The organism is Allobosea sp. UC22_33, assembly GCF_042700715.1.
In the GTDB taxonomy this organism is placed as follows: Bacteria; Pseudomonadota; Alphaproteobacteria; order Rhizobiales; family Beijerinckiaceae; genus Allobosea.
The window spans coordinates 4,139,105-4,159,975 of sequence record NZ_CP170556.1 but is presented as its reverse complement, the minus strand read 5'-3'; the positions used below and the strand labels follow the sequence as shown (position 1 = coordinate 4,159,975).

Here is a 20,871-nt window from a genome sequence, read left to right as displayed (position 1 = left end):
CGGAGCGGCAGAGGCGCGCAGGCAATCGATGCGCACGCGTTATGCCATCCCAATCAGGCGGTCGATTTCGGCATCGTTAGCAACAAGATGGGCGATCAGCTGCCCGGCGTGAGGCACGCGTTGTCCGGCTCCTGCATAGGGAATAGCGCGCCTGACGAACGCAAAGAGCTGGGAGGTCACTGCGCCAAGAGGCTTGGCCTGCCGCATCTCGACAGCCTGCGCTGCCACCATGAGCTCCATGCCAAAGATCGAGCGGCAGAGCGTCGCCATGTCCGCCATCCGTCGCGCCGCGAGGCCGGCCATGCTGGCGCGGTCGAGATTGCCGTTGGAATGGCTGGAACTGGCCAGCTCGCTCACGACGGGCGCGCCGAGCAGCCGCGCTTCCGAGGTGATCGATTTGTGGAATTGCGCAAGACCGTTGAAGCCCGGCAGGCCGACGCCGTCTTCCTCGATGAGGCCGACATTCAAGCCCGACCAGAACGAATCCGCCTGCTTGGCCAAGCGTTCGGTCGAGCTGGTCACGACGGGCACCATCGCGAGCCGGGCGACATCCAGCGCCATCGCAAGGGCAACCATGTCGAAATTGGCGACCGAGACCAGCTGACGCTGCTCGATCGCGACGATCGGATTGTTCTGGCTTGCGCCCAGTTCGATGGCGAGCTGCTTGCCGGCGAAGGCGAAGCTGTCGGCCGCCGATCCATGAATCAGCGGCAATGAGCGGAAGCTGAGGGGATCCTGGAGGTGGCGCGGCCCGCCGGGTTGCATCAGGTAGCTGCCGTCGAGATAGGCCCGGATCGCACGGCCATGGCGCAGCACGCCGTCGAAGGGGCGGGAGTTCAGCGCGGCTTCCGAGACGATCGACGGATTGGCGGCGAAGCCCTCCATGCTGAAGGCGCCGGCCAGCGTCGCGAGATCTAGCATGCGTGTCAGGTCGTGGAAGGCGAGGGCTGCCGTGCCGATCGACAGCGCGCTGGAGTTCAGCAGGGCGAGCGCCTCGCCGGCTGCGAAATCATGATCCTTGTAGAGCTCCAGCGCGAGATCAGCGATCGGCGACATGTCGCTCTGGCCCATCGAACCCCAGAGATGGACATCGATCCGGCGATCCATATTGAGGGCGCCGACCAGAATCTCGGCCATGATCGGCCGCACGCCGAGATAGCCGGTCGCCATGCTGTTCAGCAGGACGACCATCATCGCCCGCACGGTTTCCGGAGAGGCGAGGGGGCCGTGCCCCATATTGTGAGTCAGGAGGAGCCGGCGATTGAATTCGGGGATCCGGTCGGGTGCGAGCATCGTGCCGGTCTTGGCGCCGACGCTGCTGGTGACGCCGTAGATCTTCTCGCCCTTGCGGACGACCTCGTCGACGACCGCGCGGGAATGGCCGATGCGTTCGATCGCCTCTGGCGTGAGAGACACATGCGCTCCGGAACGGGCGACTTGGGCGATCGCTTCCGGAGACAGGTTGCGGCCGGTGATCTCGACGATAGTCTGCATGATGATCCGTCTCGGCGGCGTGGCGGCGATCTGCGACCCGGAGCTTGCCCGCGGTGCTGTCGGGCTGCTCAAAAGGACAATAAGCTAGTTCATCGAATTAATGGCAGGCTTGCGGCTCGTCAATCGCCCGCCGTTGCGGTAGCGTGTCGATCGTCGCAGGTCGCATTGGGAGCCGCATGATCGTTCGCAGCGTTTCTTCGAAGCCGTTGGATTTCAAGCGCACCGGCATTTCCCGGTATCATCAGCTCGCCACGCTGTTCCGGCGCCGGATCGAGGCCGGGCAATGGCAGGTCGGGGAGCAGATCCCGACCGTCGACGAGCTTGCCACCGAATGCGGCGTGGCGCGGGCGACGATCCGCCAGGCCCTCGACCTGCTCGAAGACGAGGAGCTGATCGAGCGCTACCGGGCGCGCGGCACATTCGTGCGCCGGCGGCCGGCGGAGAACCTGTGGTGCGCGGTCGGCACGGATTGGTCGGGCCTGCTGCGCCCGAACTACGACGCGACGATCGAAATCCTCCATGACGAGCCCGATCGGGTGCTGAATGCCTTCGAGGGGCAGATCGGAACGCTCGCGCCGGCCTATCGGCATGTCCGGCGCCGGCATTGGCGGCACGGGCAGCCCTTCCTTCTCGCCGATCTCCATATCGACGAGCGGCTTCGCGATCGCATCACCCAGCGCGATCTCGAATCGAAGACGGCGCTGCGCCTGATTTCCGAAGTCGAGGGCATCGAGATCGCCGATGCGCGTCAGACCCTGACCATCGGCACGGCGGATATCGAGACCAGCGAGGCGCTCGGAATCTCCCTGGATTCTCCGGTCGCCTTCGTCCATCGGCAGGCGCTGGACCAGAACGACGTGCTGGTGCTCGACGCCAAGGGCATCTATCGCGGGGATGTCGTCAAATTCGACGTGAAGCTGCGCTAGAGCATTTTCGAGCGAAGCGGACACCGGTTCGCGTGAAGAAAACGCGACACAACAACAACCTTGCGCAATTCCGCGATTCGGAGAATTGCGGAATTGCGCAAGCGATCAGCTTCCCTTGAACTGTGGCGGCCGTTTTTCCAGAAAGGCACGCATTCCTTCTTTCTGGTCCTGCGTGTCGAAAAGCTGGACGAAGGCCTTGCGCTCCAGCGCGAGCGCCGTTTCCAGCGGCACGTCCTGTCCGAGCTGCACGGCTTCCTTGATCGCCAGGACCGAGAGCGGCGGCATCGCGGCCACGGTGCCGGCGATGGCCAGGGCACGGTCGAGGGCGCTGCCATCGGGCACGATCTCCGAGAGCAGGCCGGCCTGGAACGCTTCGGTCGCGGTCAGCGGGTCGCCCGTCAGGGCGAGCTTCATGGTTCGGTATTTGCCGATGGTGCGCAGCAGGCGCTGCGTGCCGCCGGCGCCGGGCATGATGCCGACGCGGATTTCCGGCTGGCCGAAGCGGGCGCCTTCGCCAGCGACGATCATGTCGCAGCACAGGGCGGTCTCGCAGCCGCCGCCGAGCGCGTAACCTTCGACGGCCGCGATCAGGATCTTCGGGCAGCGCCGCAGCACCGTGAACATCCGGTCGGTCGCGAGGGCCTGATGCTGGGCCGGGCTCATCGGCTCCATCTCGGCGATATCCGTGCCGGCGATGAAATAGCCGCCCGCGCCGGTCAGGACGATAACCCGCACGCTCGCATCCGCCTCGAGCGCCAGCACTGCGTCGGCGATGCGCGCCTTGATCGCGAGGTTCAGCGCGTTGCGCCGCTCCGGGCGATTCAGCGTGATGACCGCGACGCCATCGGATGGATGATGGACCGTGACGATCTCGGCCGTGCTCATTAGCGGCTCCCGAAGACCGGCTTGCGTTTCTCGGCGAAGGCGCGCTGCGCCTCCTTGGTGTCCTCGGAGGAAGCCAATGCCACGGTCTGCGACTGCTCGAAGCGATAGCCGTCGCGCAGTTCGAGACCCTCGGTGACATTGAAGGATCGCTTGGCCACCTGGACGGCGGAGGGGCTTTTCGAGGCGATCTCGCGCGCGATCTCCTGCGCCAGTCCGAGCAGACGCTCGGCCGGCACGCAATCCGAGGCGACGCCCATCCGGTAGAGCTCCGAACCGCGCACCCGACGCGCCGTGTAGATCAGCATTCGCGCATCGGATTCGCGAAAGAACCGCCTGACATGGCTGACGCCGCCGGCAAGCCCGACATCGACCTCGGTCATCGCGAAGAAGGCTTCCTCCGCCACGAGGACGATGTCGCAGCACAGGGCGAGCACGCAGCCGGCGCCGATGGCAGCGCCATTGACCGCGGCGATGACTGGCTTGGCGCATTCCATCACCGTGTCGAAGGAGGCGCGCACGAGGCGATTATGGCGCGGATAGGCGCCGGGCTCCTCCGCCAGGCCCGGCCGCTCCTTGAGATCCGCGCCGGCCGAGAAGGTCTTGCCGGCGCCGGTCAGCACGATCGCCCGCACATCGGCGCGGTCGCTCAGCATGTCGAAGACGGCGACGATCTCCTCCCGGAACTGGCGGTTCTGCGCGTTGACCGGGGGGCGATCGATCGTCACTGTCGCGACGAAATCGCTGACCTCGACCGTCAGGCATTCAAGAGCGTTGGCCATCTGAAACTCCGTATCGAACGCGGCCGCGAGGCGGCATCAGAACCCGTAGAGCTTGCGGGGATTGTCGACGAGGATCCGGTGCCGCAACCCTGCATCCGGAACCCATTCCGCGAAGAGATCGAGAAGGTGCCCGATATCGGGAGCCCGCTCGGCAAGGCGCAGATGCGGCCAGTCCGAACCCCAGACCACGCGGTCGGGATTGGCTGCGATCAAGGCATCATGGAACGGCCGGGCATCGGCATAATCCGGAAAATCCTGCGAGCAGCGGCACAGCACGAGCTTGATCCAGAGCCAGCCCTCCCGCAGGGCCTCGAGGATCGCCTTGAACGACGGATCGTCCAGACCGCGCGCGATCTGCAGGCCGGCCATATGGTCCAGCACGATCGGCAGGCCGCTGGCGCGGTACAGCGGCAGATTCGCGACATGCCGGTCTATCTCGGCCCAGATTTCCGCGTGCCAGCCTCTCGCCTGCATGCCGGGCGCCATGGCTGCGAGAGTTTCGGTGCCGACCGAGCCCGGGAAGGGGCCGGTTCCGCCGGGCACGGTCATGTCATTGAAGCGCAAGCCGCGAATGCCCGCCGCATGCCAGGCGTCGAGATCGGCTTGTGGCACCCGCTCGCTCGCGGCAGCGATGCCGCGCAAGCGGCCTTCACCTTGCATCAAGGCATCGACGATCGGAGCGGGATCTTCGCCATAGGCCCCTGGCTGGACGAGGACGCCACGGGTCAGGCCGATGCGCGCCAGCATGTCGCGATGCGCCGCCGCCGGAGCCAGCGGCGCGACGTAATGCATCGCGTGCGATACCGGGAAGCGCTCATAAGGCCCGAAGACATGCGCGTGGCAGTCGCAGGCGCCGGCCGGCAGCGTCCAGCCGGGCGCCCGATGCGACCTCGGGGCCACCGTCTCAGTCACGACGAGCTCCCTCGGACGCCCGCATCGAAGCCGGCAGGCGTGTCGGGCCGTCCTGCAATAGGGGCAGAGGCGGCGCCGCTCCGTCCGGCAGCGGAATTCCATGCGCGTTCAGCGTCATCGACACCATCGTGTAATAGCCGATCACACCGGTGAGTTCGACGGCGCCGCGCTCGCCCCAGCGCGCGACGATCGCCGCATGCACGTCGTCGGGAACGGTGCCGGTCTGCACGAGCAGGCGGGCATAGTCGTAGATCTCGCGCTCTTCGTCCTCGGCGAGGACCGGTGCCTCGCCCAGCCGGATGGCCTCGATGCAATCCGCGCCCAGGCCCGCGACCTTCGCGGCTTCCGCATGGATATGGAACTCCAGCTGGCTGTTCCAGTGACGCCCGACGACGATGATGGCGAGCTCGTTGAGCCTGGCCGGCAGCAGCGTCGAATAGCGCAGGAACTCGCCGAGCCTCGACCAGCGCGTGGCGAGCTCCGGGCTATGGATCACGGCGCGCAGCGGCCCGACCAATCGCCCGCGCGGCCCGGAGACGACCTCGTCATAGACCTTGCGCTGATCGGGCGTCATCTCATCGACGGCCGGGAGGTAGAGGCGCCCCATTCTGTGTTCCATCAAGCTTGTTCGGCCAGGCCGATATCGCGGAGGATCTCGTCGGTATGCTGCCCGAGCAAGGGCGGCGGACGATCGAACGCCAGCGGCTCGTTCTCGAAATTCAGCGGGCTGACGATCTGCGGAACCTTGCCGGCCAGCGGATGCGGCAACTGGCGCAGCATGCCCCGGTGCCTGACCTGGGGGTCGTCGAACACCTCCGGCACCGTGTTGATCGGTGCGCAGGGAACGCCGGCTGCATCGAGCGCTGCGATGAGCGTGTCGCGGTTGAGCCGGCCGAAAGCCGCCCGCAGCAGCGGATCGAGCAGGCTGTGATTGGTGACGCGCGCCGGGTTGGTGGCGAAGCGCGGGTCCTGCGCCCATTGCGGCTCGCCCAGGGCCTCGCAGAGCTTGGCGAACTGCCCGTCATTGCCCACCGCCAGCACGATGAAACCATCGGCGCAGGGGAAGACGTCCTGAGGCTGGATATTGGGATGGCGGTTGCCGCCGCGCACCGGAGCGCGGCCCGAGACCAGCCAGTTCATCGCCTGGTTGGCGAGGAAACTGGTCTGAACATCCAGCATGGCGAGGTCGATATTGTCGCCCTTGCCGGTCTCGTTGCGCCGGACCAGCGCGGCGAGCACGCCGACCGCGGTGTACATTCCGGTCATGATGTCGACGATGGGAACGCCGACCTTCTGCGGGCCGGCTCCCGGCATGCCGTCGCGCTCGCCGGTGACGCTCATCAGGCCGCCCATGGCCTGGATCGCAAAATCATAGGCCGCGGCGGATTTGCGCGGGCCGCTCTGCCCGAAGCCCGTCACCGAGGCGAAGATCAGGCGGGGATTGATCGCCTTCAGCGCCTCGTAGTCGAGCCCGTAGCGCGTGAGCGTCCCGACCTTGTAGTTCTCGACGACGATGTCGCTCTTGGCCGCGAGACGGCGGATGATATCCTGCCCTTTCGGGCTGGTGATATCGACGGTGATCGAGCGCTTCCCGCGATTGACCGAGAGATAATAGCCGGCTTCGCTGGTCGGGTTGCCGGCCTCATCCTTGAGATAGGGTGGCCCCCAGGCGCGGGTGTCGTCGCCGGCTTCCGGGCGCTCGACCTTGATCACGTCGGCGCCGAGATCGGCGAGGATCTGCGTCGCCCATGGGCCGGCCATGATCCGGCTGAGATCGAGGACCCGGACATGTGAGAGGGGACCTTGGCGCCGGATGTCAGCCATCGTCGCGGACCTCAGTGGCGATAGCCGAAGGCCGCTGGCGGAACGCATCGTGCCATTGCGCGAGCTTTGGGTGTCCAGCCCGCCAGTCGAGATCGGTGAAGCGGAAATCGAGATAGGACAGGCAGCAGCCGAGCGCGATCCCCGAGAGCGACAGCGGCCCCGGCGCGATCGGGCCGGCTTCGCTCTCAAAGCGCGCCAGAGAGGCCGATGCCTTGGTGGCGAAGCTCGACAGCCAATCCGCCGTCTGCCGCTCCGTGGGTTTGTTGCGCTCGTTGCGCCAGAGGATCAGCAGGTCGAGAAAGCCGGTCGCCAGCGCATGACGGCTGAGCTCGCTCCAGCGCTCCGGCCCCGTAGCGGGGATGATGACCCCGCCACCGGCCAGTGAATCCAAATATTCGCAGATCACTCCTGAATCGATCAGCGCCGAGCCGTCGGCGAGCACCAGCGTCGGAATCTTGCTCAGCGGATTGTCGGGCAGCAGGTCCGGGTTCGGCTTCGTCATCTGTACGACCGTGCGCCGCAGCGTCAGCCGATCGGTGAGGCCCAGCTCATGCGCGGCCACCATCACTTTCCGCACGAAAGGCGATCGCGGCGACCAGTGAAGTGTCAAATCGCCCATTGCACGCTCCCAGCCCGATCGGCGCAGATCTATTAGTTCAGTTTTATGGCCTATAACAACCCGGAGCTGATCTGTCGAGCGCGATGGCTGATCGGTCTGCCGGCCACGGGCGCAGATAGGCTCGCAAATCATGCGGAAGCGTGTGGTGAAGGAGCTCTCAAGGTCGAGCGGCGGCCGCGGTTGACGATGATCCATTACGGCAATAGGCTAGTCTTATGTCCTTTTAAAAAATGGGCGGGAGGAAACGATGAAGGCAATCCATGCTGCTTTCGCGGCGGTGGCGATCATGGGCGCGGCGGTATCGGCGCAGGCCGGCACGCTCGAGAAGGTCAAGGAGCGCGGCGAGCTCATCTGCGGGACGAGCCCGGGCGTTCCCGGCTTCTCGCTGCCGAATGCGCAGGGACAATGGGGCGGGCTCGATGTCGACCTCTGCCGCGCCGTCGCCGCGACGGTCCTGGGCGATGCCAGGAAGGTCAAATACATCTCGCTCAATCCGAAGGACCGCTTCGCGGTCGTCCAGTCCGGCGAAGTCGACGTGCTCTCGCGCCAGACCACCTGGTCATTGTCGCGCGACACGACGCTCGGCCTGTCCTTCTCGGCGATCACCTATTTCGACGGCCAGGCGCTGATGGTCAAGAAATCGATGAACATCAAATCCGCCAAGGATTTGGGCGGCGCGACGGTCTGCGTCCAGGGCGGCACGACCACCGAACTGAACATCGCCGACTTCTTCCAGAAGAACGGACTGAAATACGAGCCGGTGAGCTTCGCCTCGGGCGACGAGGCCATCAAGGCGTTCGAGACCGGCCGCTGCGACGTCTTCACCACCGATGCGTCGGCGCTCTACGCCTATCGCCTGAAAGTGGCCAACGGGCAGGATTTCGTGATCCTGCCCGAGCTGATCTCGAAGGAGCCGCTCGGACCGGCCGTGCGCCGTGGCGACGAAGCCTGGGCCAATATCGTCCGCTGGGCGCATTACGCCATGGTCAATGCCGAGGAGCTGGGCCTCACCTCGGCCAATGTCGACGAGCAGCTGAAATCGGCCAATCCCGAGATCAAGCGCTTCCTCGGCGTCGACGGCAATCTCGGCGAAGGCCTCGGGCTGACCAAGGATTGGGCCTACCGGATCGTCAAGCAGGTCGGCAATTACGGCGAGAGCTACGAGACATATCTCGGCCCGTCCTCGCCGCTGGGCATCCCGCGCGGCGCCAACAATCTCTGGTCGAAGGGCGGCCTGCAATATGCCCCGCCGGTCCGCTGACAGGCGCGCCGCTTCCTGAAGCGCCCTGCGAAAGCGGGGCGCGATCGCCTTTCTACTCCTGGTGGGGACCAGGCGACCCGTCAACCTGATCCAAGAACGACAAAAAAGGGGAGATTTGAAATGAAAGCGTCGAGCCTGAAATGCCTGGCGGTCATCGCCGCCTTGCTGGGCATGGCCATGACCGAGGCAGCCGCCCAGAGCTATCCGACAAAGCCGGTCCGCATGATCGTGCCCTTCGCGCCGGGCGGGCGGGTCGAGGCCGTCGCGCGCCTGATCGCGGACGCCCTCAGCAAGGATCTGGGCCAGCCCTTCCTGGTCGAGAGCCGCCCGGGCGCCGGTGGCGCGACGGGCGCGGACTTCGTCGCGAAGGCGCAGCCCGATGGTCATGTGCTGCTGCTCTGCTCGGCCGGCGTGCTCTCCATCCTGCCGAATGTCGACAAGAAGCTGCCTTATGATCCGGTGAAGGATTTCACGCCGGTGGCGCGGCTCATCGAGGGCTTCACCTTCATCGGTGCCTATCCCGGTCTGCCGGCGAAATCGATGGCCGAGCTCGTGGCGCTGGCGAAGCAAAAGCCGAACAGCATCGGCTATGCCTCCAGCGGTGTCGGGACCTACAGCCATCTGGCGGGCGAACTCGTCAGCATCGCATCCGGCGCGGCGCTCAAGCATGTTCCCTATCGCGGCAGCGGCCCGGCCCTGAACGATATCGTGGCGGGGCATATCCCGCTGATGATCGGCGGCGAGCTCGGCGAGCTCGCCAAGGCCGGGAAGATCCGCATCCTCGCCACCACCAACGAGAAGCGCTCGCCGGAATTCCCGGATGTCCCGACGATGAAGGAAAGCGGCTTTCCGCAATTCGTCGCCCATTCCTGGGTCGGCCTCGTCGGCCCGGCGAACATGCCAGCAACAGTCGCCGACAAGCTCAACGTGACGCTCGCGCGGGTCATGGCGGACCCTGCGACGCAGGAGAAGCTGCGCGGGCTCGGCGGGGAGCCGGCCTATCAGCCGGCGGCCGATTTCGGAAAGACCGTGGCGCAGGATCGCGACATCTATGCCGAGATCATCGCCAAGGCAGGGCTCAAGTTCGAGTGAGCCCGCAGCGCTTCAGCCGTTGAACACGAGCCCCGTGCCGACCCCACCCGGCACGGCGACTGTTCCTGCTTCCAGATGCAGCCCCGAGAACAGGTCGTTGTCGAGCAGCGCCATCTCGGAGAACTCGTGCGGAAAGTGCGGAGGCGGCAGGCTCGCCGCCAGATGCAGCGTATGGGCATGGACGATGCTCGAACCGAAGACCGCGCCGAAACGGAAATCGACATTCGCGGCACGGCAGATCGCGATCGCCTGCGCGGTGCGGCTCGGGCCGCCATGATTGAGAATGCGCAGATTGATCGAGGCGACATGGCCGGCCTCGACGATCCGCAGGATCGACTGGAGGTCCTGGGCGCTCTCGTCCGCTTCGACGGGAATGTCGAGCGCGGCGGCCACGGCGATCAGGCTCTTGAAGTCGCGGGCGGAGGTGGGCTGCTCGACGAGCGCCAGGCCATAGCGGGCCATGGCGTTGATGGTGCGCACCGCCAGCTTCGGCGGGTAGGATTCATTGGCGTCGATCATCAGCGCGATATCCTGCCCGACCGCCGCGCGCACATCGCGGACGCGCGCGATATCGAGTTCCGGCTCGCCGGACACCTTGACCTTCAGGTGCCTGAAGCCGGCCTCCGCCAGCTCCGCGGCGACCTCCGCCATGCGCTGCGGCGATTTCAGGGGGATGATGCGGGTATTGGCGAAGCGCTCCTGCCGCTTGCCGCCATACAGGTCGTGCAAGGGGATGCCGAGTGCACGGGCCCGCAGGTCAAGCAAGGCGCACTCGATTCCGGCCTTGACCGGCAGGGCGCCATGGAGCCGTCGATCCAGTCCGTCCATGATGGCGCCGATCGCTGTCTCGTCCTGTCCGACCAGGCCCTCGCAGAGATGATCGAAGGTCGCCTTCACGACGGCGAGGGGCTCCGTCCATGGCGGCATCGCGCGGATATAGCCGTGGCCTTCAACGCCCCGTCCGTCCGCTATGACGATGGCAAAGCCCCGGATCCCCGCGAGCGGCCCCTGCGCAAAGCGCCATTCGGGATCCGTCAAGCGCTGGTCGATCGCGACCGTCCTGATTGTCTGGATGGGCATCTGGCCTCCCGAACCTTCCACACGACCCGCATGCCATCGGCTGGCTTGCCTGCTTAGCAATAGTATATAAAACTAGTCTATAGGCATAATGAGAGCTGCGCCTTTTCCGGGAGCGAGACGTCATGCAAGAGCAGAACGAAACTGCCCCCCAAAGCCTGGCAGAGTCCGGCCCGGAAGCAAGGAGCGCCGGGAGCGATCTCGCGGCTGGACTGATGTTCGGCGCGCTGGGGCTCGCGGCCCTCTTCATCGGCCGCAGCTATCCGGCCGGAAGCTCGCTGGATATGGGGCCGGGCTACATACCGCGCGCCGTCGCAGTGGGCCTGTTCGGCACCGGACTCCTGCTCGTCGTCAAGGGCGCGGCATGGCGCCCAAGGCGGTGGCCGGCCTTTCCGCTGCGCGCAGCAAGCGGCGTCAGCCTGGCGATTATCCTGTTCGGCATGCTGATCGAGCGCGCCGGCCTGTTCGTTGCCTGCCTTGCCTGCGTTCTGGCGGCAGCGCTCGGTGATCCGCAGGCGCGCTGGCGGGAGGTCCCGGTCGTCGCGGTGATCTTCTCTGGCTTTGCCGCGGTGCTGTTCGGCTATGTCCTCAGGCTTTCGGTTCAGGTCTGGCCGCTGTGAGCGACATCGTCTCCTCCATCGCCGGCGGGCTGGCCGTCGCGGCGACCCCGATCAACCTCTGGTACTGTTTCGTCGGCGCGCTGATCGGCACCCTGATCGGTGTTCTGCCGGGCCTGGGGCCGATCGCCACCATGGCGATGCTGCTGCCGCTGACCTATTACCTTGAGCCGACCGGCGCCCTGATCATGCTCGCCGGCATCTATTACGGTGCACAATATGGCGGCTCGACCACCGCCATCCTGATGCGATTGCCCGGCGAATCGTCCTCCGTCGTCACCTGCCTCGACGGCTACGAGATGGCGCGCAGGGGCCGGGCGGGCACGGCGCTTGCCACCGCGGCGCTTTCTTCCTTCCTGGCGGGCACGATCACGACCCTGCTGATCGCCTTCTTCAGCCCCGCCCTGACCGCGGCGGCGCAGCGCTTCGGGCCGGCCGAATATTTCTGCCTGATGGTTCTCGGCCTGATCGCCGCCATCGTGTTCGCGCAAGGCTCGCTGCTGAAATCGATCGGAATGATCCTGCTGGGGCTGCTGCTCGGCTCGGTCGGGGCCGACGTCAATACAGGCCTCGATCGCTTCACCTTCGGCGTCAACGAATTGCGGGACGGCATCGGCATCGCAGCCCTGTCGATGGGGGTCTTCGGCATTGCCGAGGTGGTGCTCAACCTGGCGCGACCGCAGGAGGAGGGCGGGCGGACGCAGCCCGTTTCGGCGCTGCGCCTGACCGCCGAAGACTGGCGCCGGGCCTGGCCGGCAGCCCTGCGGGGCACGGGTATCGGCGCGGTGCTCGGCATCCTCCCGGGGGGCAGCGCGATGCTGGCTTCCTTCGCCGCCTATTCGACGGAAAAGAAGCTGTCTTCGTCGCCCGAGCAGTTCGGCCACGGCGCGATCGAAGGTGTGGCCGGCCCGGAGGCCGCCAACAATGCCGGTGCGCAGGCTTCGTTCATCCCGATGCTGGCGCTCGGCATTCCCAGCAACTCGGTCATGGCGATGATGGCAGGCGCCATGCTGATCCACGGTATCGCGCCGAGCCCGAATCTGTCCGTGGCGCAGCCGACGCTGTTCTGGGGGCTGATCGCATCCATGTGGGTCGGCAATCTGATGCTGCTCGTGATCAACCTGCCGCTCATCGGCTTATGGGTTCGGTTGCTGCAGGTGCCCTACCGCCTGATGTTCCCGGCGATCCTGCTGTTCTGCTGCATCGGCATTTACTCTGTGAACATGAGCGTCTTCGAAGTCGTGATGCTGGCGGCGTTCGGTCTGGCCGGCATCATCCTCACCCTTCTGGATTGTCCGCTTGCGCCGCTGGTGCTTGCTTTCATCCTGGGGCCGGCGATGGAGGAAAACCTGCGCCGCGCGATGCTCATCTCGGGCGGCGATGTCCAGATCTTCGCAAGCCCGATCTGCATCGCTCTGCTTGTCGCCACGGCCGCACTGCTCGTGATGATCCTCCTCCCATCCTTCCGGCGTACGCGGTCGAGGATGGTCGATGCGTAACGCCATGCGCATGCAAGGGGGCGCCAAGGCCAGCCGGTCGATCCCGCTTCGCGAACAGGAAGCGGGCTGGCTCGGAGGCTGTGGATCATCGCCGGGAAGGCGAGGGGCCGTCGCGACGACATCGGAGACAACGACATGACCAGCCCGTCTCTCCTCACCAATCGTCTGGAGCCTCTGGCGGAGGACACGGTTGGTCCCTACTATCCCTATTCCTTCGTCGACGACGATCGGAGCGACCTGACGCGCCTCCATCACGGGCTCAGCGTGGGGCCGCAGGGCAAGCCGATCATCCTGCGCGGGCGCCTTCTCGATTGCGAGGGACAGCCGGTCGACGACGCGCTGCTGGAATTCTGGCAGGCCAACGCGGCCGGAATCCTGCGGACACCCGACGCGCCGGACCACCCGCTGCTGGACCCGTATTTCGACGGGTACGGCCGGCTGGTCACGACCCTGGAACCGTTCGTCTTCAAGACCATCAAGCCCGGCGCGATCGCCGCCGGAAACGGCATGGGCGCACGCGCGCCGCATATCACGCTGACGATCTTCTCCGACGGGATCACCCGGCTGGTCACGCAGATCTTCTTCGACGACGAGCCTGAGGCAAACGCGCGCGACCCCTTGCTCGAAAGCCTGCCGGCGGAGCTGCGCGATCGACTCGTTGCCAGGCTGACGTCCAACCCGAGCGACGGCCCCGCGATCTACGAGATCGCGATCGTGATGCGCGGTGAGGGCGAGACCCCATTCTTCGACGATCTTTCGAGCTGACGAACGGCGGAGCACGCTCATGATCATGAACCGAGGACGGCTGATGCTGCCCGGCCCGACCGACGGGGCGGCGGAACGGCGCGTACCGAGCGAGCGCCTGCATCTCATTCCCCAGGCGGCCCGCCTGAGCTTCGTCCCATGGGTCACCGATCTGCCGGGGCTCAAGCTCGGCGAGAACGACCTGACCCGCATCGCGCCCGGCCGCCCGCAGGCCGAAGGCGAGGTCATCGAGATTTCCGGCCATGTCTTCGACGCGTTCGGGCGCCCCGTCCGCAACACGCTGATCGAGATCTGGAACGCCAACAGATGGGGGCGCTACGCCCATGTGAAGGACCCGGTCCGGGAGCGCCTCGATCCGAACTTCCTCGGCTTCGGCCGAACGATGACGGACGATCAGGGACGCTACCGCTTCCGCACGATCCGGCCCGGTTCCTATCTGGCGCGCCCCGACATCGACCGCTGGCGGCCGTCCCATGTCCATGTCTCGGTCCGCGGCGGCTCGGCTCGCCTGATCGCGCAGATGTATTTCGAAGGCGACCCCCACCTCGCCCGCGACCCGATGTTCATTCTGCTTGGCGAGGCGCAACAGCGGCATTTCGGACAGGCTGCCGGGAAGGGGGTCCATGGCGAGGCTCTGTATCGATGGGACATCGTGATCGGTGGGCGCAACGCCAGTTACTTCGAGAACTGAGCAAGCGGCAGGTCATGACACAACCTGCCGCTGCGGTGCCAGCCAAGCTCGTACCCCGCGCGGGTGATCAGCCGGCTGCGGATGTCGCGGCTCAGCGCGCGAGCACGAGCCGGACCCGGGTCATGCCGCTGTCCCGCGCTACGATGAGTTCGCCGCCATGCACCGTCGCCACTTCTGCCGCGATCGCGAGGCCTAGACCCGAGCCGCGAGAGGCGGGGCCCTTGACGAAAGGCTGGATGAGCTCCGCCGGTGAAGCGGGAAAGCCGTCACCATCGTCGGCCACCTCGATCCAGGCTTTGGTTTCGTCAGCGCCGACCGTGACGAGAAGGCGGCTTCGGGCGCCGTGTTTCAGCGCATTGTCGATGAGATTGCTGAGAGCTTCACGCAGGCTCACGGCATCGCCGTTGGCCATCGGCGATGTCTCGGCCGGCGCGAATGCGATATCGATTTCGCGGGGCAGCGAAAGTGGCACAGCCTTGGCAAGCACGGCCTTGGCCAGCTCGTTGAGATCGACCGGCGCGGTGACGGCGGCATCCCTCCGGTGGATCACCATCGCATGGTCGAGCAATTGCCCGGTGAGGCGGCCGAGCTCGGCCGTGCGCTCATGGATCCGCTTGACGGTATCGGCCTTGCGTCGCGAGGCCGGCGTGCCGATCAGGATTTCGACCTGGGCATCGAGCGCGGCGAGCGGCGTGCGGATCTGATGGGCGGCATCGGCGATGAAGCGCTGCATGATCGCCATCCGCTCGGACAGGCGGCGCATGAAATCGTCGATGGCCTCGACGAGATTGCGGATTTCCAGCGGCGGCTCGGCCTTGATCGGACGCAGATCATCCGGCCTCCGTGCGGCGATCTCGCGTTCGATCCGGGTGAGCGGTTTCAGGGCGAGCGTCACGGCATAGGCGGCCGCGAGCAGAGCCAGCACGCTCATCACGGCGATGACGCCGAGCGCCTTCAGCGTCAGATCGCGCGCAAGCGCACGCCGCGCCTCGGTCGTCTGGGCAACGACGATCGTCGCCCAGTTGTCGGTTCCGGCCAAGTCGATCTGGCGGGCCAGCGTCGCGATGCGAACGTGCTGGCCCTGATAAAGCCCATCTTCGAGCACGACGCCGGCTTTGACATCGACAGGATCGGCGGCCGAGGCGAGATCCTCGTAGCCGGCGACCACGATGCCGCGGGGATCGACCACCTTGTAGAAGACGAGGTCGTAATCGGCGAGCGTCGCAATCGTCGACACGGGCGGATCGACCGCGACGACACCGCCCTGGACATAGACATTCTCGGCGATCTGCACCGCGCCGCCGCGCAGCAACCGGTCATAAGCATGCTGGGCGGCGAGCGAAGACGAATGCCAGGCGGCAGCGCCGAGCACGACCGCGCCCGCCGTGAGCACCACCGTGAGCACGGCGATGATGCGGAAGCGCAGCGACAGGCGCAGCTCAGACAACCGCAAGCTGATACCCCAATCCGCGCAGGGTCCGGATCTCCACCGAGGCATCGGCCAGCTTGCGGCGCAGGCGCGCGACGAACTGCTCGACCGCGTTGGGGCTGGCCTCCTGGTCGAAGTTGAAGAGCTGCTCGACCAGCTCCTCCTTCGGCACGATCCGGTCGGGACGGGCCGCAAGGATTTCGAGAACGGTCAGCTCCCGCCGTGTCAGGTTGAGCGGCCGATCATTGATGCTCGCGACACGCCCGGCCCGGTCGATGACGAGCGGCCCAACGCGCAGCAGATTGTCGGACTGGCCGGCGCTGCGGCGCAGGAGTGCCCGCGCACGGGCTTCGAGCTCGCCATAGTCGAAAGGCTTGATCAGGTAGTCGTCGGCGCCGAGATCGAGCGCGCCGACGCGCTCGTCGACCGCCGAGCGGGCCGTCAGCACCAGCACCGGCGTCTTCAGCCGGCGTGCCCGCATCTGCCGGAGCACCGCCAGGCCGTCCTGGCCGGGCAGGCTGAGATCAAGCACCACGAGATCATAGGCCTGCACCGCCAGGAGCTCGGAGGCCGTGATGCCATCCTGCTCCCAATCGACGGCGTGGCCCATCTTCTCCAGCCGCATCACCACGGCCTCGGCGATATCGGCGGTGTCCTCGACGACCAGTACGCGCAAGCGGATAGGTCCTTTCACTCGTCAGTGCCGTTACGGCGCCTCAGTCAGGTTCACGTCAGCTTGGCAGGCTATCCCATCTCTCAAGCGCCCATAAGTGCGCAGGGAAACCAAACAAGGGAGAGTGCATGCTGGCCCCGTTCGACGCTGCAACTGCGACTCCGCTCCTCTCGGTCAAGGGCGTGACGCTGCAATACAAGACGCCCGACGTGGTGGTGACCGCGACGCGGCGCGTCTCCTTCGATGTCTATCCGTCAGACCGTTTCGTGCTGCTCGGGCCGTCCGGCTGCGGCAAGTCGACCCTGCTCAAGGCGATCGGCGGCTACCTGACACCGGTCGAGGGTGAGATCAGCCTGAAGGGCCGCAAGGTCTCCGGCCCCGGCCCGGACCGGATGATGGTGTTCCAGGAGTTCGACCAGCTCCTGCCCTGGAAGACGGTGCGCGAGAACGTCGTCTTCGCGCTGACCGCCTCTGGCCGCGCGAGCCAGGCCGAGGCCGAGGAGCGCGCCCGCTCCTATATCGACAAGGTCGGCCTGACCAAGTTCATCGACAGCTACCCGCATATGCTCTCCGGCGGCATGAAGCAGCGCGTCGCCATCGCGCGGGGCATGGCGATGGAGCCGGACGTGCTGCTGATGGACGAGCCCTTCGCCGCGCTCGACGCGCTGACCCGCCGCAAGATGCAGGACGAGTTGCTGCGGCTCTGGGACGACACCAGGTTCACCGTGCTCTTCGTCACCCACTCGATCGAGGAAGCGATCAGGATCGGCACCCGCATCCTGCTGCTCTCGCCGCATCCCGGCGAGGTCAAGGCCGAGCTCAACAGCGTGCCGCCCGAGGAGATGGGCACCGGCAAGCAGGCCGCGCTCGAAACCCGCATCAACGACATGCTGTTCGCGCATCATTGAACCGGAGGAGACCGACATGACCGATCTCGTCAGCTTCCGTCCGGAAATCCTCCGCGACGTCAATTCCAGCGATGCCCCCGTGGTCGCCAAGACCATCGGCTGGGTCGAGCGGGTCTATCGCCTCGGCTTCGTTCGCAAGGGCCTGATCCTGGCCGTGCTCGCCCTTGCCTGGGAGCTCTATGGCCGCTGGCTCGGCAACCCCTTGCTGTTCCCGACCTTCGGCCAGACCGTCCAGGCCTTCGTCGAGAACATCGTCAACGGCGTCATTCCGCAGCGCATGCTGGTCTCGCTGCAGACGCTGGTGATCGGCTACGGAATCGGCATCGGGCTCGCGGCCCTGCTCACGACGCTGGCGATCGGCTCGCACATCGGCGCCGACCTGCTGGAGACGCTGACCTCGATGTTCAACCCGCTGCCGGCGATCGCGCTCCTGCCGCTGGCTCTGATCTGGTTCGGGCTCGGTACCGGCAGCATCATCTTCGTCCTGGTGCATTCGGTGCTCTGGGCGATCGCGCTCAACACCCATGCCGGCTTCCGCTCGGTCTCGAACACGCTGCGCATGGTCGGGCAGAACTACGGCCTGCGCGGCCTGAAGCTGGTGCGGCTCATCCTGATCCCCGCCGCCTTTCCGGCAATCCTGACCGGGCTCAAGGTCGGCTGGGCCTTCGCCTGGCGCACCCTGATCGCGGCCGAGCTCGTCTTCGGCGTCTCCTCGGGCTCGGGCGGGCTGGGCTGGTTCATCTTCGAGAACCGCAACCAGCTCGAGACGGCCAACGTCTTCGCCGGCCTCTTCACCGTCATCCTGATCGGCCTCTTCGTCGAGAACGTCATCTTCGCCACCATCGAGCGCAAGACGATCCGCCGCTGGGGCATGCAGCACTAAAACCTGAATTCACAAGGCCGAACGGCCACCAATCGGAGGAGAATACCCATGGCATTCAAGACATTCCTGCGCACCGCCTTCACCGTCGCTGCGCTCGGCGCGGCGCTGGCCACCGCCCCGGCCCGCGCCGAGGTCTCGGAAGTCCGCATCTCCAAGGGCTTCGGCATCCTCTACCTGCCGTTGATCGTGATGCAGGACCAGCAGTTCCTGGAGAAGCGCGCCAAGGCGGCGGGCCTCGGCGACGTCAAGGTGAACTGGCTGATGCTCGATGGCGGCAACGTCATCAACGACGCGATGATGGCCGGCACGCTCGATTTCGCCGGCACCGGGGCACCGGGCTTCGTCACGCTCTGGGCCAAGGCCAGGGGCATTCCGGGCGTCGAGGTCGTCGGCGTCTCCGGCATGAGCTCGACGTCGCTCTGGCTGATGTCGAACAAGCCCGAGCTGAAGTCGCTGAAGGATTTCGGCGCGGCGGACAAGATCGCACTGCCCGGCATCAAGACCTCGCTCGCCGCCGTTGTGCTGCAGATGATCGCGGCCAAGGAATTCGGCGACGCCAACTACGCCAAGATGGACCCGATGACCGTGAGCCTGCCGCATCCGGAGGCGCTCGCTGCGCTCATCGGCGGCAAGACCGAGATCAAGGCGCATTTCACCTCGCCGCCCTTCCAGTACATCGAGGCCAAGAGCCCCGGCATCCACCGCGTGCTCAATTCGGTCGACTATCTCGGCAACCTGACGCTCGACGTCACCTTCGCGCCGAAGAAGTTCGTCGACGCCAATCCGAAGATGACCCAGGCCTTCATCGACGCGATGGACGACGCCAACGCGCTGATCGACAAGGACAAGAAGCTCGCGGCCGAGATCTTCGCCAAGAGCTCGAAGGTGAAGGTCGATGCCGCCGAGGTGCAGCAGATGATCGAGGACAAGGACTCGCGCTTCACTGCGACGCCCGAGGGCGTGATGAAATTCACCGAGTTCATGCACAAGGCCGGCTCGATCAAGGTCAAGCCCGCCAAGTGGAGCGACATGTTCGTGCCGCAGCTCGCCGGCCGTTCGGGCAGCTAGGTCCTCGTAAGCGAGGCATCCCACGCCGCCACGTCACCCGTGGCGGCGTCGTTTCACCAGCGCAGGCAGCGCGGCAGGATGAACGCGCCGAGCGCGGCAACGATCGCGGTTGCGAGCGTGTACCAGGTCGCCAGGAAGGGCGCCGTATCGTCCGGACAATGCAGGCTGTAGGCGACGGTCGCCAGCCCGGCCGAGGCGAGGCCGGCACAGGCCCCCGTCAGGGTGCCATCGACCGGTGCGCCGCGACGCGCCAGCACCAGCAGCACGATGAGCGGCAGCAGCGCGTAGAGCGGCACCGCGATCAGGCAGGCTCGCCAGTGCCGGCCGAAGATAAGCAGACCCCATTCCGCGGCCGGCGCCTGCGCCAGCGTCAGAAGGGCCCAGCCCGCCGCCGCCAGAAGCGGGACTGCAATGAGCGGCAGGCGCCGCGCGGGCTTCAGGCCCGGTCGCAGGCTGGCCTGGAACAGCGCGAGCGCAATGATCGCGACACTGGCCCCGAACGCGGCCTTGGCAAGGACTGGCGGCGTCATCCAGGCGCTGGTGAGATCGGGCCGGGTGCCGAGCGTCATCAGGACGAGCCCGGCCGTGGCCGCGAGCGCTGCAAGCGCGCAGAGCCAGGTCGCGCGGCGCAACCAGCCGGTATCCACCGGTCGGTTGCTGGCGCTCATCAGGGAGATCAGATCGTTGGTCTGCATGTCTCGATCTTCGAAGATGTTGCGGCTGACCGGAAGTTCGCGAAGAGCCGGCGAAACGTTACGCGCAGTGTTGGTGAAGCAAGGCGCTGCATCATGGCCCCATCCGTCGTTTCGACAGGAATTTCGCCATGGCCTGCAGGCCGCGATGGATCGCGACCTTGGCGGCGGTCTCGGTCATGCCCGTCGCCTGGGCCGCCTCGGCCACCGTCGCGCCCTGGAGCTTGACCCTGTCGATCAGCCGGCGCGTGCGTTCCGGCAGCGCGGCCATGGCACGGGCGAGGTCGAGCCGCGCCTCGGCCGCAACGCCCTCGGGCGGGCCGGCGAGCTGGTGCGCTTCGTCTTCGAGCGGCAATGCCCCGGCGTGGCGGCCGGAACGACGCAGATGATCGACCAGCTTGTAGCGCGCGATCGCATGGGCCCAGGCCGTCACCGGGCTTGAAGCATCATAGGTGTGGCGCGACAGATGCAGCGCCAGCAGGGTCTCCTGCAGCACGTCCTCCGCCTCGCTGGCCTCCATCCGGCCGGCGCGGGCCAGCATCTGGCGCAGATAACCGCGCAGCCTCACGCTGATGGTGTCGAGGAAAAGGCGATAGGCTGCGGCATCTCCGGCAAGCGCCGCGAGGAAGACCGGTCGGAGCTGGGTTTCAAGCTCTTGCAGAGACACGTCTTGCGCTTGTTCGCAGGGGGGATTCGTAACGCAATTCCGTTGCATGGCGGCCGCCGGCTCACAAGTCCGCGATGCCGAGATGAAGCGCCGGCTCGCCCCGGCTACGC

At 66.3% G+C, this 20,871-nt stretch carries 22 protein-coding genes; 10 read left to right on the top strand and 12 right to left on the bottom strand.

Translation table 11 applies throughout. From position 1 onward, the window contains the following. Positions 1-39 precede the first annotated feature (39 nt). A complete protein-coding gene (locus ACFJGT_RS20225) occupies positions 40-1,494 on the bottom strand; it encodes an aromatic amino acid lyase (RefSeq protein WP_377841615.1) in 1,455 nt (484 codons plus the stop codon). A 176-nt stretch (positions 1,495-1,670) separates the two neighbouring features. Between ACFJGT_RS20225 and ACFJGT_RS20220 the strand changes: the two genes are divergently transcribed. Then, entirely contained in the window at positions 1,671-2,420 is a 750-nt protein-coding gene (locus ACFJGT_RS20220; RefSeq protein ID WP_377841611.1) for a GntR family transcriptional regulator, read from the top strand. Positions 2,421-2,525: 105 nt separating this feature from the next. Here the strand turns inward: ACFJGT_RS20220 and ACFJGT_RS20215 are convergent, their stop codons facing one another. The 6 genes from ACFJGT_RS20215 to ACFJGT_RS20190 are packed head-to-tail and all read right to left on the bottom strand — an operon-like array spanning position 2,526 to position 7,634. Further along, the gene (locus tag ACFJGT_RS20215; RefSeq protein WP_377841608.1) at positions 2,526-3,305 is read right to left on the bottom strand and encodes an enoyl-CoA hydratase-related protein; all 780 of its coding nucleotides are present in this window, start codon (positions 3,303-3,305) and stop codon (positions 2,526-2,528) included. Continuing rightward, positions 3,305-4,084, bottom strand: coding sequence for an enoyl-CoA hydratase/isomerase family protein (locus ACFJGT_RS20210; RefSeq protein ID WP_377841606.1), 780 nt, complete (start codon positions 4,082-4,084; stop codon positions 3,305-3,307). Before ACFJGT_RS20210 ends, ACFJGT_RS20215 begins: the two co-directional genes overlap by 1 nt. Before the next feature lie 36 nt (positions 4,085-4,120). Next, entirely contained in the window at positions 4,121-4,996 is an 876-nt protein-coding gene (locus tag ACFJGT_RS20205; RefSeq protein WP_377841604.1) for an amidohydrolase family protein, read from the bottom strand. After that, positions 4,989-5,603 carry a carboxymuconolactone decarboxylase family protein gene (locus tag ACFJGT_RS20200; protein ID WP_377841602.1) on the bottom strand — a complete coding sequence of 205 codons (615 nt, stop codon included), beginning with the start codon at positions 5,601-5,603 and terminating at the stop codon, positions 4,989-4,991. The genes ACFJGT_RS20205 and ACFJGT_RS20200 overlap by 8 nt, the downstream gene beginning before the upstream one ends. A gap of 11 nt (positions 5,604-5,614) precedes the next feature. Beyond that, complete coding sequence (locus ACFJGT_RS20195) at positions 5,615-6,820, bottom strand: CaiB/BaiF CoA transferase family protein (RefSeq protein ID WP_377841600.1); 1,206 nt, start codon at positions 6,818-6,820, stop codon at positions 5,615-5,617. Beyond that, positions 6,813-7,634, bottom strand: a complete 822-nt coding sequence (locus tag ACFJGT_RS20190; protein ID WP_377841596.1) for a glutathione S-transferase family protein — start codon at positions 7,632-7,634, stop codon at positions 6,813-6,815. The genes ACFJGT_RS20195 and ACFJGT_RS20190 overlap by 8 nt, the downstream gene beginning before the upstream one ends. 52 nt (positions 7,635-7,686) lie before the next feature. Here ACFJGT_RS20190 and ACFJGT_RS20185 point away from each other — a divergent pair, with 52 nt between their 5' ends. Together ACFJGT_RS20185 and ACFJGT_RS20180 are read left to right on the top strand one after the other, a co-directional pair. Beyond that, positions 7,687-8,700, top strand: coding sequence for an amino acid ABC transporter substrate-binding protein (locus ACFJGT_RS20185; RefSeq protein ID WP_377841594.1), 1,014 nt, complete (start codon positions 7,687-7,689; stop codon positions 8,698-8,700). Between the two features lie 120 nt (positions 8,701-8,820). Continuing rightward, the gene (locus ACFJGT_RS20180) at positions 8,821-9,792 is read left to right on the top strand and encodes a Bug family tripartite tricarboxylate transporter substrate binding protein (RefSeq protein ID WP_377841590.1); all 972 of its coding nucleotides are present in this window, start codon (positions 8,821-8,823) and stop codon (positions 9,790-9,792) included. A gap of 12 nt (positions 9,793-9,804) precedes the next feature. Here ACFJGT_RS20180 and ACFJGT_RS20175 read toward each other — a convergent pair whose 3' ends face one another. After that, positions 9,805-10,872, bottom strand: a complete 1,068-nt coding sequence (locus ACFJGT_RS20175) for a mandelate racemase/muconate lactonizing enzyme family protein (protein WP_377841587.1) — start codon at positions 10,870-10,872, stop codon at positions 9,805-9,807. A 212-nt stretch (positions 10,873-11,084) separates the two neighbouring features. Between ACFJGT_RS20175 and ACFJGT_RS20170 the strand changes: the two genes are divergently transcribed. The 4 genes from ACFJGT_RS20170 to ACFJGT_RS20155 all read left to right on the top strand — a co-directional run bounded on the left by ACFJGT_RS20170 (position 11,085) and on the right by ACFJGT_RS20155 (position 14,441). Continuing rightward, on the top strand, positions 11,085-11,489 hold the full coding sequence (locus ACFJGT_RS20170; protein ID WP_377841585.1) for a tripartite tricarboxylate transporter TctB family protein: 405 nt from the start codon (positions 11,085-11,087) through the stop codon (positions 11,487-11,489). Then, positions 11,486-12,985, top strand: coding sequence for a tripartite tricarboxylate transporter permease (locus tag ACFJGT_RS20165; protein ID WP_377841583.1), 1,500 nt, complete (start codon positions 11,486-11,488; stop codon positions 12,983-12,985). Before ACFJGT_RS20170 ends, ACFJGT_RS20165 begins: the two co-directional genes overlap by 4 nt. A gap of 135 nt (positions 12,986-13,120) precedes the next feature. After that, positions 13,121-13,750 carry a protocatechuate 3,4-dioxygenase subunit alpha gene (gene pcaG, locus ACFJGT_RS20160; protein WP_377841580.1) on the top strand — a complete coding sequence of 210 codons (630 nt, stop codon included), beginning with the start codon at positions 13,121-13,123 and terminating at the stop codon, positions 13,748-13,750. A 19-nt stretch (positions 13,751-13,769) separates the two neighbouring features. Beyond that, positions 13,770-14,441, top strand: coding sequence for a protocatechuate 3,4-dioxygenase subunit beta (locus ACFJGT_RS20155; RefSeq protein ID WP_377841577.1), 672 nt, complete (start codon positions 13,770-13,772; stop codon positions 14,439-14,441). Positions 14,442-14,532: 91 nt separating this feature from the next. Here the strand turns inward: ACFJGT_RS20155 and ACFJGT_RS20150 are convergent, their stop codons facing one another. Beyond that, positions 14,533-15,894, bottom strand: a complete 1,362-nt coding sequence (locus ACFJGT_RS20150) for a sensor histidine kinase (protein ID WP_377841574.1) — start codon at positions 15,892-15,894, stop codon at positions 14,533-14,535. Next, on the bottom strand, positions 15,881-16,546 hold the full coding sequence (locus ACFJGT_RS20145) for a response regulator (RefSeq protein ID WP_377841570.1): 666 nt from the start codon (positions 16,544-16,546) through the stop codon (positions 15,881-15,883). Before ACFJGT_RS20145 ends, ACFJGT_RS20150 begins: the two co-directional genes overlap by 14 nt. A gap of 125 nt (positions 16,547-16,671) precedes the next feature. On the opposite strand from ACFJGT_RS20145, the gene ACFJGT_RS20140 reads away from it, so the two are divergent. From ACFJGT_RS20140 to ACFJGT_RS20130, 3 genes are read left to right on the top strand one after another with little or no spacing between them, the layout of a single operon-like run. Further along, positions 16,672-17,451 (top strand): ABC transporter ATP-binding protein, encoded by a 780-nt coding sequence (locus ACFJGT_RS20140; protein ID WP_377841568.1) that lies wholly within the window; start codon positions 16,672-16,674, stop codon positions 17,449-17,451. Between the two features lie 16 nt (positions 17,452-17,467). Then, on the top strand, positions 17,468-18,334 hold the full coding sequence (locus ACFJGT_RS20135; RefSeq protein WP_377841566.1) for an ABC transporter permease: 867 nt from the start codon (positions 17,468-17,470) through the stop codon (positions 18,332-18,334). Between the two features lie 48 nt (positions 18,335-18,382). Continuing rightward, positions 18,383-19,402, top strand: coding sequence for an ABC transporter substrate-binding protein (locus ACFJGT_RS20130; protein ID WP_377841563.1), 1,020 nt, complete (start codon positions 18,383-18,385; stop codon positions 19,400-19,402). 53 nt (positions 19,403-19,455) lie between these two features. On the opposite strand, the gene ACFJGT_RS20125 is transcribed toward ACFJGT_RS20130, so the two are convergent. Then, positions 19,456-20,097 carry an NrsF family protein gene (locus ACFJGT_RS20125; protein WP_377841560.1) on the bottom strand — a complete coding sequence of 214 codons (642 nt, stop codon included), beginning with the start codon at positions 20,095-20,097 and terminating at the stop codon, positions 19,456-19,458. Between the two features lie 91 nt (positions 20,098-20,188). Next, positions 20,189-20,761, bottom strand: coding sequence for a sigma-70 family RNA polymerase sigma factor (locus ACFJGT_RS20120; protein ID WP_377841557.1), 573 nt, complete (start codon positions 20,759-20,761; stop codon positions 20,189-20,191). Between the last annotated feature and the right edge of the window lie 110 nt (positions 20,762-20,871).